This window comes from Streptomyces sp. NPDC002044, assembly GCF_040296725.1.
GTDB classification, from domain to species: Bacteria; Actinomycetota; Actinomycetes; order Streptomycetales; family Streptomycetaceae; genus Streptomyces; species Streptomyces antarcticus.
In genome coordinates this window covers 45,943-60,015 of record NZ_JBEOXU010000008.1, presented here as the reverse complement: position 1 = coordinate 60,015, position 14,073 = coordinate 45,943, and the positions used below count along the sequence as shown (strand labels likewise).

General features: G+C 73.0%; 10 protein-coding genes and 1 pseudogene. 4 read left to right on the top strand and 7 right to left on the bottom strand.

Going from position 1 to position 14,073, the window contains the following annotated elements; translation table 11 throughout:
- Positions 1 to 699: 699 nt before the first annotated feature.
- The 3 genes and pseudogenes from ABT106_RS03950 to ABT106_RS03940 form a co-directional block, all read right to left on the bottom strand.
- Positions 700 to 3,030 (bottom strand): annotated as a pseudogene (locus ABT106_RS03950) (xanthine dehydrogenase family protein molybdopterin-binding subunit); the annotation flags it as partial.
- A gap of 2 nt (positions 3,031 to 3,032) precedes the next feature.
- Positions 3,033 to 3,644 (bottom strand): (2Fe-2S)-binding protein, encoded by a 612-nt coding sequence (locus ABT106_RS03945; RefSeq protein ID WP_351271863.1) that lies wholly within the window; start codon positions 3,642 to 3,644, stop codon positions 3,033 to 3,035.
- Positions 3,645 to 3,646: 2 nt separating this feature from the next.
- A complete protein-coding gene (locus ABT106_RS03940; protein WP_351271860.1) occupies positions 3,647 to 4,540 on the bottom strand; it encodes an FAD binding domain-containing protein in 894 nt (297 codons plus the stop codon).
- A 254-nt stretch (positions 4,541 to 4,794) separates the two neighbouring features.
- Between ABT106_RS03940 and ABT106_RS03935 the strand changes: the two genes are divergently transcribed.
- Entirely contained in the window at positions 4,795 to 6,474 is a 1,680-nt protein-coding gene (locus ABT106_RS03935) for a PucR family transcriptional regulator (protein WP_351271857.1), read from the top strand.
- Positions 6,475 to 6,639: 165 nt separating this feature from the next.
- Positions 6,640 to 7,419 carry a hypothetical protein gene (locus ABT106_RS03930; protein ID WP_351271854.1) on the top strand — a complete coding sequence of 260 codons (780 nt, stop codon included), beginning with the start codon at positions 6,640 to 6,642 and terminating at the stop codon, positions 7,417 to 7,419.
- 76 nt (positions 7,420 to 7,495) lie between these two features.
- Here ABT106_RS03930 and ABT106_RS03925 read toward each other — a convergent pair whose 3' ends face one another.
- The gene (locus ABT106_RS03925) at positions 7,496 to 8,194 is read right to left on the bottom strand and encodes a GntR family transcriptional regulator (RefSeq protein ID WP_502979196.1); all 699 of its coding nucleotides are present in this window, start codon (positions 8,192 to 8,194) and stop codon (positions 7,496 to 7,498) included.
- A 131-nt stretch (positions 8,195 to 8,325) separates the two neighbouring features.
- On the opposite strand from ABT106_RS03925, the gene ABT106_RS03920 reads away from it, so the two are divergent.
- Both ABT106_RS03920 and ABT106_RS03915 read left to right on the top strand, forming a co-directional pair.
- Complete coding sequence (locus ABT106_RS03920; protein WP_351271851.1) at positions 8,326 to 9,186, top strand: (2Fe-2S)-binding protein; 861 nt, start codon at positions 8,326 to 8,328, stop codon at positions 9,184 to 9,186.
- A gap of 221 nt (positions 9,187 to 9,407) precedes the next feature.
- Positions 9,408 to 10,493: a DUF2637 domain-containing protein gene (locus tag ABT106_RS03915; RefSeq protein WP_351271848.1), complete on the top strand. Its 1,086-nt coding sequence runs from the start codon at positions 9,408 to 9,410 to the stop codon at positions 10,491 to 10,493.
- Positions 10,494 to 10,546: 53 nt separating this feature from the next.
- Here the strand turns inward: ABT106_RS03915 and ABT106_RS03910 are convergent, their stop codons facing one another.
- From ABT106_RS03910 to ABT106_RS03900, 3 genes are all read right to left on the bottom strand, one after another.
- Complete coding sequence (locus ABT106_RS03910; RefSeq protein ID WP_351271845.1) at positions 10,547 to 10,960, bottom strand: ATP-binding protein; 414 nt, start codon at positions 10,958 to 10,960, stop codon at positions 10,547 to 10,549.
- A gap of 172 nt (positions 10,961 to 11,132) precedes the next feature.
- Complete coding sequence (locus tag ABT106_RS03905; RefSeq protein ID WP_351271842.1) at positions 11,133 to 12,875, bottom strand: pyruvate dehydrogenase; 1,743 nt, start codon at positions 12,873 to 12,875, stop codon at positions 11,133 to 11,135.
- Between the two features lie 83 nt (positions 12,876 to 12,958).
- Positions 12,959 to 13,888, bottom strand: coding sequence for a protein phosphatase 2C domain-containing protein (locus ABT106_RS03900; protein ID WP_351271839.1), 930 nt, complete (start codon positions 13,886 to 13,888; stop codon positions 12,959 to 12,961).
- Between the last annotated feature and the right edge of the window lie 185 nt (positions 13,889 to 14,073).

Genomic DNA, 14,073 nt, shown 5'->3' with positions numbered 1-14,073 from the left:
CGGGATCCCGCGCGGACCGTCGGCGCCGGCACCGGCCGCCGCTTCGGACCCGGCTCCGGGGTCGGGGGCGGGGTCGGGGGCGGGGTCCGGATCGGGGTCGGCTGAAGTGGGGGGACCGGTCTCCGTGCCGGCTTCCGCCTCTGGCCCGTCCTCGTCCGCTTCCTCTTCCTCGGCGTCGTTGTCCTCTTCCTCCGCCGCTTCCTCTTCTTCCGCCGAGGCGTCCTTCCCCTCTTCTTCTCCCTTCTCCTCCCCGGCGCCCGCGCGGGAGAACGCCTCCGTGCCCGCCGCGGAGCCCGCCGACGGTGCGCCGGCGCCCGTGGACGCCGTGCCGCTGCGGCGCGGGGGCGAGATCCCGTACGAGCCGACCGCCAACGACGGTGTGCCGGCGGCCGTGCCGTCCGGGGCCACGCCCTGGGCGGGTACCGACGTGAACCCCGGGCCGGACGACGCGTCCGTGTCCCTGCCCGCGACCGTGTTCGCGCCGCCGCTGTCCGGGTCCGACCTGGAGGACGCTCCCTCGTCGGGGGTGGCCCCGGAGGCGAAGACCACGCTCATGGCCGGCGGCAGCCGGCTCCCTCCCACGGCGGTCGCGCCGGCGCTCGGGTCCCGGGCGGGCGACATCGCCGACGCCCCGACCAGCAAGGCCCAGATCTCCCGGCCGGGCTCACGCGGCCCCGGTCCGGCGCCCGTGCCGCCGGGCGCCGCGAGGACGGCCGGGGTGGACGAGAGGGTCGGGGCCTCGCCCATGCCGCGCAGGCCGTACGGGGCCTTCGGGTCGGCGAGCTCCAGGACGTCGACCGGGATGGTCGGGGTGTCGAGGATGGTCGGGATCAGGTAGTCCGTGAAGGAGGGGTTGCGCACCTTCGCGGTCTTCGGATCCACGATGATCTCTTCCATGATCGCCACGCCGAGGCCCTGGGTGGTGCCACCCTGGATCTGGCCGACCACGGAGAGCATGTTGAGCGCCTTGCCGACGTCCTGGGCGGTCGCCAGCTCGACGACCTTGACCAGGCCCAGCTCGGTGTCCACCTCGACGACCGCGCGGTGCGCGGCGAAGGTGTACTGGACGTGCCCGTTGCCCTGGCCGGTGACCAGGTCAAAGGGGACGGTCGGGTGGTGGCGGTACTCGAGCTCGAGGTCGATGGCCTCGTCCTCGAGGATCTCGGCGATGTCCGCGAGGACCTCGCCGCCGTCGGTGACGATCTTGCCGCCTTCGAGCAGCAGCTCGGCGGTCGCCCACGCGGGGTGGTACGAGCCGTTCTTGCGGCGGCCGATCTCCAGCAGGGCCTCGCGGACCGCCTCGCAGGTGTTCTTCACCGCGCCGCCGGTCATGTACGTCTGCCGGGAGGCGGACGTGGAACCGGCGGAGCCGACCTGGGTGTCGGCCGGGTGAATGGTCACCTGCGTGACGCCCAGCTCGGTACGGGCGATCTGCGCGTGGACGGTGATGCCGCCCTGGCCGACCTCCGCCATGGCCGTGTGGACCATCGCGACGGCCTCGCCGTTGATGACCTCAAGGCGCACGCGGGCGGTCGAGTAGTCGTCGAAGCCCTCGGAGAAGCCGACGTTCTTGATGCCGACCGCGTAGCCGACGCCGCGGACGACGCCCTCGCCGTGCGTGGTGTTGGAGAGGCCGCCGGGCAGCGCGCGGACGTCCGCGCCCTCACCGGCCGACTCCCACTGGCGCTCCGGCGGCAGCGGACGGGCCTTGACGCGGCGGAGCAGTTCCGCGACGGGCGCCGGGGCGTCCACCACCTGGCCGGTCGGCATGACCGTGCCCATCTCCATGGCGTTCAGCTGGCGGAACTCGACCGGGTCCATGCCCAGCTTCGCCGCGAGCTTGTCCATCTGGGCCTCGTACGCGAAGCACGCCTGGACGGCGCCGAAGCCGCGCATCGCGCCGCAGGGCGGGTTGTTCGTGTAGAGCGCGATCGCCTCGATGTCCACGTCCTCCAGGACGTAGGGACCCACCGAGAGGGAGGACGCGTTGCCCACGACCGCCGGGGAGGCGGACGCGTAGGCGCCGCCGTCCAGGACGATCTTGCACTTCATGTGCGTGAGCTTGCCGTCCTTGGTCGCGCCGTGCTCGTAGTAGAGCTTCGCCGGGTGGCGGTGCACGTGCCCGAAGAAGGACTCGAACCGGTTGTAGACGATCTTGACCGGCTTGTTCGTGGCCAGGGCCAGGAGACAGGCGTGGATCTGCATCGAGATGTCCTCGCGGCCGCCGAAGGCACCGCCGACGCCCGAGAGCGTCATGCGGACCTTCTCCGGCGGGAGGCCCAGGACCGGGGCGATCTGCTGGAGGTCCGAGTGCAGCCACTGGGTGGCGACGTACAGCTCGACGCCTCCGTCCTCGGACGGCACGGCCAGGCCGGACTCCGGGCCGAGGAATGCCTGGTCCTGCATGCCGAAGGTGTACTCGCCCTCGACGATGACGTCGGCGCGCTTGCGGGCCTCTTCCACGTTGCCGCGGATGATCGGCTGGCGGTGCACGATGTTCGGGTGCGGGACGTGACCGATGTGGTGGTCGTCGCGGCCCTCGTGGATCAGCGGCGCGCCCGGGGCGATGGCCGAGGCCTCGTCCGTGACGAGCGGCAGCTCCCGGTAGTCGATCTTGATCTTGGCGGCCGCGCGGCGGGCGGTCTCCGGGTGGTCGGCGGCCACGAGGGCGACCGGCTCGCCGTGGTGGCGCACCCGTCCGTTGGCGAGGACCGGGGTGTCCTGGATCTCCAGGCCGTAGTTCTTCATCTCGGCCGGCAGGTCGTCGTACGTCAGCACCGAGTACACGCCGGGCAGGGCGAGCGCCTCGGAGATGTCGATGGAGACGATCTCGGCGTGGGCGACGGTGCTGCGGAGCGTCTGGCCCCACAGCATGTCCTCGTGCCACATGTCCGAGGAGTACGCGAACTCGCCGGTCACCTTGAGGGTGCCGTCCGGGCGCAGCGTGGACTCGCCGATGCCGCCCTTGGTGTGCTTCTGCGTGACGTTGGTCGGCGTGCCCGCCGGAACCGTGCGCGTGTTCTGAGCCATGGTCAGACCGCCTCTGACTGACGGGCGGCCGCGAGGCGGACCGCGTCGAGGATCTTCTCGTAGCCCGTGCAGCGGCACAGGTTGCCGGACAGGGCCTCGCGGATGTCCTGGTCGGACGGGGAGGAGTTCTCCTCCAGCAGCGCGTCGGCCTGGACCAGGAGGCCCGGGGTGCAGAAACCGCACTGGACGGCGCCGGCGTCGATGAACGCCTGCTGGATCGTGGAGAGCTCCACACCCTCGCCGGTCTGCGAGTCGCCGGCGGGCTTGGCCTGCCACTGCTTGGCCGCGTCCAGGGTGACGCCGCCCTTGCCGCCGCAGCCGCCGCCGGTGCCACAGGCGCCGCCGTGGCCGTGCTGCTCGCGCTGCTTGGAGAATTCCGCCAGACCCTCGACGGTCACGACGTCGCGGCCCTCGACCTGGCCGGCGGCGACGAGACAGGAACAGACCGGCACGCCGTCGAGACGGACGGTGCAGGAACCGCACTCGCCCTGCTCACAGGCGTTCTTCGAACCGGGCAGGCCCATGCGCTCGCGCAGGACGTACAGGAGGGATTCGCCCTCCCAGACGTCGTCGGCTTCCTGCGGACGGCCGTTGACAGTGAAATTGACGCGCATGATTACGCAGCCCCTTCAAGCGAGCGGCCGGTGGTGCCGCGGTACTGCTCCCAGGTCCAGACGAGCTGGCGGCGAGCCATGATGCCGACCGCGTGACGGCGGTACTTCGCCGTGCCGCGGACGTCGTCGATCGGGTTGGCCGCGCCGGAGGCGAGGTCACCGAACTGCTTGGCGATCGACGGGGTGACGACCTTGCCGGACTCCCAGAAGCCGCCCTCTTCGAGCGCGGCGTTCAGGAACTCCTCGGCGGCCTTGGCCCGGATCGGGGTCGGCGCGGCCGACCCGATGCCGGTGCGGACCGTGCGGGTCTGCGGGTGCAGGGCCAGGCCGAACGCGCAGACCGCGATGACCATCGCGTTGCGGGAGCCGACCTTGGAGTACTGCTGGGGGCCGTCCGCCTTCTTGATGTGGACGGTCTTGATGAGCTCGTCGGCGGCGAGCGCGTTGCGCTTCACACCGGTGTAGAACTCGTCGATCGGGATCAGGCGGGAGCCGCGTACGGACTCCACCTCGACCTCGGCACCGGCCGCGAGGAGCGCCGGGTGCGAGTCGCCGGCCGGAGAGGCGCAACCGAGGTTGCCTCCGACACCGCCGCGGTTGCGGATCTGCGGGGACGCGACCGTGTGCGAGGCGAGCGCGAGTCCCGGAAGCTCCGTCCGGAGGTTCTCCATGATCTGCGTGTACGGGACGGAGGCGCCCAGACGAACCACGTCCTCGCCGACCTCCCACTCCCGCAGGAGACCGATGCGGTTCAGGTCCAGGAGGTACTCCGGCCGACGGTGGTCGAAGTTGATCTCGACCATCACATCGGTGCCACCCGCGATCGGCACAGCCGTGGGGAACTCGGCCTTAGCGGCGAGCGCCTCCTCCCAGCTGGCGGGGCGAAGGAAGTCCATGTGTGGCTCTCTTCTTCTTAATCGGGTCGTTCACTTCAAGCCAGGAGGCCCTATGGCCCTCGACTGGTCGTTCACGTGCTGTTAACGCGGTGTGGAGTCAGTACACAAGCCGCGCGTCCCCCGGGTGCAGTCACCGAAACCATGAAGGAGTTGGCTGGGGACCTCCCTCGTCTTGTAGATTCGTATGAAAGGCAGGATGCGACGACCTGCCCGATTTCCAACGGCAACATTCGAGACAGATCGGCGGCGACATCATGCGGCTGCGCGCACTGCTGGAAACCGAGGCGCTGGGGCTGCGGCTGCTCGGCGGCGAGGATGAACTCGACCGGACGGTCCGCGGGGTCATGACGACCGATCTCCGGGACCCCAGCCGATACCTCTCCGGGGGCGAACTCGTCCTCACCGGCCTGGCCTGGCGAAGAAATTCGGCCGATTCCGAGCCGTTCGTACGAATCCTGGCCGGCGCGGGCGTGGCGGGCCTCGCCGCGGGCGAGGCCGAGCTGGGGGACATCCCGGACGACCTGGTATCGGCCTGTCTGCGCAACCGTCTGCCCCTGTTCGCCGTGAACGAGGACGTTGCATTCGCCACGATCACCGAGTACGTGGTGCGCCAGGTCTCCGGAGAACGCGCCGGGGACCTCGCGGCCGTCGTGGACCGCCACCGCCGCCTGATGACGTCGGGGCCGGCCGGCGGCGGGCCCGACGTGGTGCTGGATCTGCTCACCACCGACCTCGATCTCCGGGCCTGGGTGCTGTCCCCCACGGGCCGGCAGATCGCCGGGGCCGGCGAACCGCTGGCCCCGGGTGTCTGTGCGGCACTGGCGAGCGAGCACCTCGCGGCGGTCCGGACGGGCCGCAGGGGCCCGCACCGGATCTCCATCCAGGGTATTACGTACTCGCTCTTCCCGATCAGGGGACACGGGCGCGGCGCGGCCGGTCCGGCCGCCCGCGACGTGCGCGAGAGCGTCCTGTCGGACTGGCTGCTGGCCGTCGAGGCGGACGCCGGCGACTGGCCCGCCGAGCGCCTCGACCTGCTGCAGGGCGTCACCCAGCTGATCGCCGTGGAGCGGGAGCGGCGCGACGCGGCCCGGACGGTGCGCCGCCGGCTCGCCCAGGAGGTGCTGGAGCTGGTCCAGACGGGCGCCGCGCCCGCCGAGATCGCCGCCCGGCTGCGGGTCGCGGCCCCGGTGCTGCTGCCCGGACTGGGCGGCGCCCCGCACTGGCAGGTCGTCGTGGCCCGGGTGGACTGGGACGGCGGCGACATCCCCGGCGGCCCGGTCGCGCAGTCGCTGCTGGAGGAGATCCTCGTCGACCCGACCCTGTCGGGGCCCGAGCCCTCGGACCGGATCGCCGTGGCCCACGCCGGCGACGAGGCCATCGCCCTGGTGCCGCTGCCCGCCCTGTCCGGGGAGGCCGGGGAGGACAAGGGCCCCGACGCGGCCCTGCACGCCGACGAGCTCCTGGCGGTCGTACGGGACCCCCTGCAGGCCGGCCTGGCCGACGACGGCCGGCTCACGCTGGGCGTCAGCGCGGCCGTGCACTCCGCCGAAGGGCTGCGCGGGGCGCTGGAAGAGGCCCGGCACGCCCGCCGGGTCGCCGCGGCGCGCCCGGGACGGGTCTGCGCGGCGGGCCACCACGAGCTGGCCTCGCACGTCCTGCTGCTGCCGTTCGTGCCCGACGACGTACGGCGCGCCTTCACGGCCCGGCTGCTGGACCCGCTGCGGGACTACGACCGCCGCCACCGCGCGGAGCTCATCCCGACGCTGGAGGCTTTCCTGGACTGCGACGGTTCGTGGACCCGCTGCGCGACGCGGCTGCACCTCCACGTCAACACGCTGCGCTACCGCGTCGGGCGAATCGAGCAGTTGACGGGGCGCGACCTGTCGCGGCTCGAGGACAAGCTCGACTTCTTCCTCGCACTGCGCATGAGCTGAGAAGATCCGCTCCCGGACCGCACGGACCGGACCGGGGGCGGCTGATGATCCGTCCGGACTTTGTGAAAAGGTTCACCCGACCCCTTGGCCGGAGCCTCCGATCCGTGCTCTCATTTCGCCCCAGGGCTCAACGATGTGCTGCTTGGTTGCTTTGGGGAGGGCAATGTGGCGGATACCGCCATGTCCGGTGCCGGATCTACCGGGGGAGACGACCCCCTCCAGCGGGCGATATGGCGGCTGCGCTCGCGCGGCTGTTGGACCGACGCGGCGGCCCTGCTGACGCCGCACCTGAACCACGCCGGAGCCGCCGTGCAGCGCACGGCGCTGCTGGTCGAACGCTGCCTGTTCACCGGGCAGGGCTGGGCCGAGGCCGAGGACGCGCTGCGGGTCGCCGAGGCCGTCTCGCAGGACGACGACGACCGGGGCGCCGCCGCCTGCGAGCGGGGCCACCTGGCGTACGCCGCCACGGTGCTCGGCGTACGCGACCGGGCCGACGAGGCCCGCTCCGCGCTGGGCCGGGCCGCGGCCCTGCTCTCCCCCGGGTCCCGGACCCGGCCGCTGCTGGACTTCCGGCGGGGGCTGGTGGCCGAACACCTCGCGGACGCCCCGCAGTCGGCCCGCCCCGCCTACCACCGGGCCCACGCGGGCGCGGAGGCCCACGGGGACACGCTGCTGCTCTCGTTCACCTGGCGGCACCTGGCGGCGCTGGCCCTGCGGGACGGCGAGGTGGCCGAGGCGCGCAGGGGCTTCACGGAGTCGCTGCGGATCCGGGAGGAGCTGGGCTTCCTGATCGGCACGGCCCCGGCGCTGGCCGCCCTGGCCGAGGCCGAGCCGGAACCCGAGGCGGCCCGGCTGCGCGCGGAGGCCCGCCGGCTCTTCCACCTGCTGGGGGGCATCCCGACCTGGCTGGCGGACCAGCTCCACCCGGACCCGGCTCCCGCGTAGCCCGGTCCGTTCCCCGTACGGGTCCGCCCCCGTGCGGGGGCCGGCCGTACGGGGGCCCCGGCCGTACGGGGGCCCGTCAGCTCGCGGAGCCCGCGAAGTGCTCCCGTACGAGTGACTCCACCACCGGGAGATTCCCGGCGATCAGGGCCTCCAGCAGGGCGGTGTGCTCGGCCGCGTCGGCCACCAGTTCCGCCCGGCGCACCCGCGGGGCGCCCGGCAGGGGCCACTGGGCGCGGCGGTGGAGTTCTCCCGCCACCTGGACCAGCTGGTCGTTGCCGGCCAGCGCCAGCAGCTCGCGGTGGAAGGTCCGGTCGGCCTCCGCGTAGCCGGGCAGGTCGCCGACCGCGGCGGCGGCGGCCGTGGCCGCGGCCGCGGGCCGCAGGGCCTCCCAGCCGGCCGCGGGCACGTCACGGGCCAACCGGAGCATCACGGGGACCTCCAGCAGGGCCCGTACCTCGGCCAGCTCGGCCCGCTCGCGCGGGGTGCGCGACAGGACGCGGAAGCCCCGGTTGGGCAGGCACTCCACCGCCCCCTCCAGGGCCAGCTGCTGCATCGCCTCGCGCACGGGGGTCGCCGACACGCCGAACCGTTCGCCCAGGGCCGGGCCCGAGTAGATCTCCCCCGGTGCCAGCTCGCCGTCGACGAGCGCCGCGCGGAGCGCGTCGAGGACCTGGCCGCGCACCGAATGGCGCAGCACCTTCCGCGGTATCTTCTGCGCCGGAATCGACGGCCGCACGGCCTCCGCTCCGCCGCCGGCCTGCGGCGCTTCGTGCACTCGGTCCTCCTCACAGGTCTCGGCCCGCTCTGAGAATAGGGGACGGCGCGCGAGGTGTGAGGGTAGGCATCCCACCCGATCGGGTAAGGTAAGGCTAACCTCTTAACGATCGCTCGAATCGGTGGTCCTCCATGACCGTCACGGTCCTCGGCGCCTCGGCGCGCACCACAACCGCCCCGGCCGGGTCTCCGGTGGCGGACGCGTACGCCCGCCTGGCCGAGGTCTACGGCGGGCTCGGGGTCGCCGAGCGGGCCGCGCACGAACCCCTCCCTCGCGGTGTGGGATGGGTCGGCGCGGACGAGCTGGCGGCCGGAGGACCGGCCCTCGACGCCTTCCTCGCCTGGGACAACGCCCAGGTGCTGAAGGACTACGGGCACCAGGCCCGCCCCGATGTGGTGGCGAGCTTCGGGCTGCACCGGTACGCGTGGCCCGCGTGCCTGCTGATCACCCTGCCGTGGTTCCTCCACCGGCGGGTGCCGGACCTCCCCGTGTCCGGGGTCACCTTCCACCGGACGCTCGGCCGGATGGCCGTGCGCGTCGAAGGCTTCGCCTGCCTGCCGGACGATCCGGCGGCCGCTCTCCCCGGGGCGCGGGTCGTGCCCGGCGAGGAGGCGCTGCGCGACGAGGTGCGGGCCGCGGTGGCCCGGCACCTCGGACCGGTGCTGGAAGGTTTCGGCCCGCGCATGCGGCGCGGCCGGCGCGCCCTGTGGGGCATGGTCACGGACGAGGTCGTCGAGAGCCTCTGGTACGTCGGCACCCTGCTCGGCGAGGAGCAGCGCGCGATGGCCGAGCTGGAGGCGCTGCTGCCCGGCTCGACCGCCCCGTACACCGGCGGCGCGGGCTTCCGCACCCTCACGGGCCCCGACGGCACGGAGCTGCCCACCCGGGACCGGGCGAGCTGCTGCTTCTTCTACACGATCCGCCCGGACGACACCTGCGTGACCTGCCCCCGCACGTGCGACGCGGACCGCGTGGCCCGTCTCACGGCGTAGCCGCCACGCTCCCCGCGCCGAACCCACCCGCGGGGATGACCGTGAATCGAACTCAACTCAGCCCGTGCGGGCTTCAGTTCGACTGACAACACCCTATCCGGCGGGCCGCGCCCCCCGATGGCGTCCACTTGCCCCGAAACCCGCGTGCACGGCGGACCGGCTGCGCCACTATGGCGCCCGGAAAGCCGCACTACCGCAGACGCGAGGCAAGGGACATCCGCATGAGACTGACCGACATATCGCTGGACTGGCTGCTGCCCGGCAGCCTGCTGATCCTGGGCGTGCTTGCGGCAGTTGCGGTACTGGCCCGGGGAAAGCGCGAGAGCGAGAAGGCCGCGGCCGAGGACAGCTGGGAGCGCAGCGAGGAGCGCCGACGGCGCAAGGAGGCCGTGTACGGGACCGCCTCGTACGTCCTGCTCTTCTGCTGCGCGGCGGTCGCCGCCGCACTCTCCTTCCACGGGCTGGTCGGCTTCGGCCGGCAAAACCTCAACCTCTCCGGGGGGTGGGAGTACCTCGTCCCCTTCGGCCTCGACGGCGCCGCCATGTTCTGCTCGGTGCTCGCCGTCCGCGAGGCCAGCCACGGCGACGCGGCGCTGGGCTCGCGCATGCTCGTCTGGCTGTTCGCGGGGGCGGCCGCGTGGTTCAACTGGGTGCACGCGCCCAGGGGGCTGGGCCACGACGGGGCCCCGCAGTTCTTCGCCGGGATGTCGCTCTCGGCGGCGGTCCTCTTCGACCGGGCCCTGAAGCAGACCCGCCGGGCGGCGCTGCGCGAGCAGGGCCTGATCCCGCGGCCGCTGCCGCAGATCCGGATGGTCCGCTGGCTGCGGGCGCCCCGGGAGACCTTCGGCGCGTGGTCCCTGATGCTGCTGGAGGGGGTCCGCACCCTCGACGAGGCCGTGGACGAAGTCCGCGAGGACAAGAAGGAGAAGGAGAACGACCGGCACCGGCGGCGCGAGCAACACCGCCTGGACCGCGCCCACATCAAGGCACTGGGCCGGCAGAACCGGGCGTTCGGGCGGGCCCGCGCCCGCGAGGGCGACATGCCGGGGCTGGCTCCCGGACCGGGCTCCGCGCCGGTCGGCGCGGAGCCGGCCATAGCGGAACCGGGACAGCTGACGCCGCCGCCCCGGCTGCCACTGGGCGGGAGTTCCGCAAGGCCCTCGCTCCAGGCCGTGTCCGGATCCGAATCCCTTGAGGTGACCGGCCCCCGGACGGTGGACCTCACCGCCGAGGACGACACCCAGACCATTCCCCGGCTCGACTCCCTGGAGCGCAAACTGAAGGATCTGGAGCAGCAGTTCGGCTGACGGTTCCCCGTCGGCACTCCGCGGGGCCCGCTCGTTCGGGCGGGTCCCGCGCCCTACGCCGCCTCGTATCCCGGGGTGCGGGTGGCGTGCAGTTCGAACCACACCACCTTGCCGCCCCCCGCGGCCGACCCGTCCACGCCCCAGGCGTCGGCGAGGGCCTGCACCAGCGCCAGGCCCCGCCCGTGCGTACCGTCGTCGGCGGTCGGTACGTGCGGGCGGGGGCGGCGGGCGGCGTAGTCGCGGACCTCCACGCGGAGGCGGGATCCGCCGAGGCTGGCGGAGACCTCGGCGCCCTGGTCGGTGTGGACGAGGGCGTTGGTGACCAGTTCGGTGATGAGCAGCTCCGCCACGTCGGCGGCGTCGGTCCGGCACCGGTGGCGCATCAGCTCCCGTAACGCCCGTCGGACTTCTCCCACCGCCTTCAGGTCCGCCCGGCGCACGCTCCGCGTGATCCGCAGCGTGTCCACCGCTCCCCCGTCCTCGGCGCCGGTCGATGGTTCTCGCGGTACGGGCCGCCCCCTCTTCCACAGCTTTCCGGTCTTCGCCCCCACCCGCACGGCGATGTACCTCCCGCGTCCATGACTCTCGAACAGGTCTACGGGATGCATGCCCCTCGGGCCGATCCGCACTCCTGCGGGCTTACGGGCGGGGCACGTTGCGCAGGTTGGATCGAGCCATCTGGATCATCCGGCCGACTCCGCCGTCGAGCACGATCTTGCTGGCGGAAAGTGCGAAACCGGTCACCATGTCGGCACTGATCCTGGGCGGGATCGACAGGGCGTTGGGGTCGGTCACCACGTCCACCAGAGCGGGTCCCTTGTGCCGGAACGCGTCCTTCAAAGCAGCCGTGAGCTGCTTCGGCTTCTCCACCCGGACCCCGTAGGCGCCCGCCGCCCGGGCGATGGCGGCGAAGTCGGGGTTCGTGTTCGTGGTCCCGTAGGAGGGCAGGCCGGAAACCAACATCTCCAACTCCACCATTCCGAGCGAAGAGTTGTTGAACAGGACCACTTTGACGGGCAGGTCGTACTGCACCAGGGTGAGGAAATCTCCCATCAGCATCGAGAACCCGCCGTCACCCGACATCGACACCACTTGACGGTTCCGGTCGGTGAACTGTGCGCCGATGGCCTGCGGGAGCGCGTTGGCCATGGAGCCGTGGCTGAAGGAGCCGATGATACGCCGCTTGCCGTTCGGGGAAAGATAGCGCGCGGCCCACACGTTGCACATGCCTGTATCCACGGTGAACACCGCGTCCTCGTCCGCCAGTTCGTCGAGGACGGCCGCCACGTACTCCGGGTGGATCGGGGTGTGCTTCTCCACCTTGCGCGTGTACGCCTTGACCACGCCCTCCAGCGCGTCCGCGTGCTTCTTCAGCATCCGGTCCAGGAACCTGCGGTCCGTCTTGGCCCGCACCCGGGTGTTGAGGGCGCGCAGGGTCTCCCGCACGTCGCCCCATACGGCCAGGTCCAGCTTGCAGCGCCGGCCCAGGTGTTCGGGCCGGATGTCGACCTGGACGATCTTCACGTCGTCGGGGAGGAACGCGTTGTACGGGAAGTCCGTGCCGAGCAGGATCAGCAGGTCGCACTCGTGGGTGGCCTCGTAGGCCGCGCCGTAGCCGAGCAGTCCGCTCATGCCGACGTCGTACGGATTGTCGTACTGGATCCACTCCTTGCCGCGCAGTGCGTGTCCGACGGGGGCCTTGACCCGGCCGGCGAACTCCATCACCTCGGCGTGCGCCCCGGCGGTGCCGCTGCCGCAGAAGAGCGTGACCCGCTCCGCCTCGTCGACGAGGCGGACGAGCTTCTCGATCTCCGCGTCTCCGGGCCGGACCGTGGGGCGGGCGGTGACGAGCGCCTGCTCGACGGCCTTCTCCGGCGCGGCCGCGCCCGCGATGTCCCCGGGCAGCGCGACGACCCCGACACCGCTGCGCCCGATGGCGTGCTGGATGGCGCTCTGGAGCACCCGGGGCATCTGGCGGGGGCTGGAGATCAGCTCGCTGTAGTGGCTGCACTCGGCGAACAGCCGGTCGGGGTGGGTCTCCTGGAAGTAGCCGAGGCCGATCTCCGAGGAGGGGATCTGGGAGGCGAGCGCGAGGACCGGGGCCATCGAGCGGTGGGCGTCGTAGAGGCCGTTGATCAGGTGCAGGTTGCCCGGGCCGCACGAGCCCGCGCAGGCCGCGAGACGGCCGGTGATCTGGGCCTCGGCGCCGGCGGCGAAGGCGGCCGTCTCCTCGTGCCGGACCTGGATCCAGTCGATGTCACCCGTCCGGCGGATCGCGTCGACCACCGGGTTGAGGCTGTCGCCGACGACTCCGTACATCCGTCGGACGCCCGCGCGTACGAGGATGTCGACGAACTGCTCCGCGACGTTCTGCTTGGCCATGGGAGGCGCCCTCTCCGGTGTCCGGTCCGTTCCCGTCCGGTTCTCCGATGCGTGTGCCTCCCATCCAGCCACGCGTGCGCCGGTTACGCCTCCCAGACTGCGGCGGCCGTGCGGTCGTCCGCGTACCCCTTGAGGCGGAGCTGGATGTCCGCGAGGAAGGCCGCGAGGCCCGGCGGCTCCTGCCCCGACCAGCGGGCGGCGAGCTCGGCCGACAGGGCGGCCTCCTCCTCCATCGGCTCGGCCAGGCCGCCCGAGCACAGCAGCAGCGTGTCCCCCGGGCGGGCCACCGACGCGCGGAAGCGGAAGTCGGCGTCCCGTTCCTCGGACGCCGTCGCCGCGGGCGCGTCGGGCTCCAGGTCCTGCCAGCGGCCTCCCCGGAGCCGGAACAGCCCGCCCGCACCCGAGCCGAAGCAGACCCGGGTGCGGCACTGCGGGTCCACCGGGAGCAGCAGGCCGCGCAGCCCGGCGGTGTACGCCTCCTCGGCGAGGCCCAGCGCGGCGGCGTGCGCCCGCAGCCGCCCGTAGCCCCGGTCGGTGAGCCGCTGGAGTCCCGAGCGCAGGGCTTCGCGGTGCCCGCCACGGATGTCGTCGGCCAGCCGCTCCTGGCTGCGTCCGACGGCCGCGGCGACGGTCCGGCACAGTTCGGCGGCCGCTTCGGCGGCCCCGGGGGCGGCCCGGTCGCCGCCCGCGAGGACCACGAGGACCAGGGCGTCGTCGCCGGTGCCGAAGCGGGCGGTGAGGAGGTGGTCCCGGCGCGGCTCGCCGCGGTAGCGCGCGGAGTCCCCGCGCAGGGAGGCGGCGCGCAGGGTGTACGTGCCGTAGCGGGCCCCGTCCAGGACGGTGTCGGGGGTCAGCCCGGCGAGGGCCGACGGGTCGGCGGCGGGCAGCGCGCCCGGTTCGGCGGCGTAGGTCGGGGCCCGGTCACCGAGGTGGCGCACCTCCGGCCGGGCGGTGGAGGCCGGTTCCGGCGGCCCGGGCTCCCGTACGGAATCCGGTACGGGTACGGGAGGCACCTCCACTCCCCCGAGCGCGTAGCCGGTGGCGCCGCCCGCCCGGGGGTCCCGGCGCGGGTACGGCGCCCCGGGCGCGGCCGGCGGCACGGCCCCCGGGGGAGCGGGCCAGCAGTTCCCGTACGACGGCGCCGGTCCGGCCGCCCGCGAAGCCCCCCGGGACCTCTCCTGCCGCAGCGGCCTGAGGC

What these genes read in the sequence shown, in the direction of transcription:
- ABT106_RS03945 (WP_351271863.1), bottom strand. Translation starts at nt 3,644, where the DNA reads ATGCGCGTCAATTTCACTGTCAACGGCCGTCCGCAGGAAGCCGACGAC.
- ABT106_RS03940 (WP_351271860.1), bottom strand. Translation starts at nt 4,540, where the DNA reads ATGGACTTCCTTCGCCCCGCCAGCTGGGAGGAGGCGCTCGCCGCTAAG.
- ABT106_RS03935 (WP_351271857.1), top strand. Translation starts at nt 4,795, where the DNA reads ATGCGGCTGCGCGCACTGCTGGAAACCGAGGCGCTGGGGCTGCGGCTG.
- ABT106_RS03920 (WP_351271851.1), top strand. Translation starts at nt 8,326, where the DNA reads ATGACCGTCACGGTCCTCGGCGCCTCGGCGCGCACCACAACCGCCCCG.
- ABT106_RS03915 (WP_351271848.1), top strand. Translation starts at nt 9,408, where the DNA reads ATGAGACTGACCGACATATCGCTGGACTGGCTGCTGCCCGGCAGCCTG.
- ABT106_RS03905 (WP_351271842.1), bottom strand. Translation starts at nt 12,875, where the DNA reads ATGGCCAAGCAGAACGTCGCGGAGCAGTTCGTCGACATCCTCGTACGC.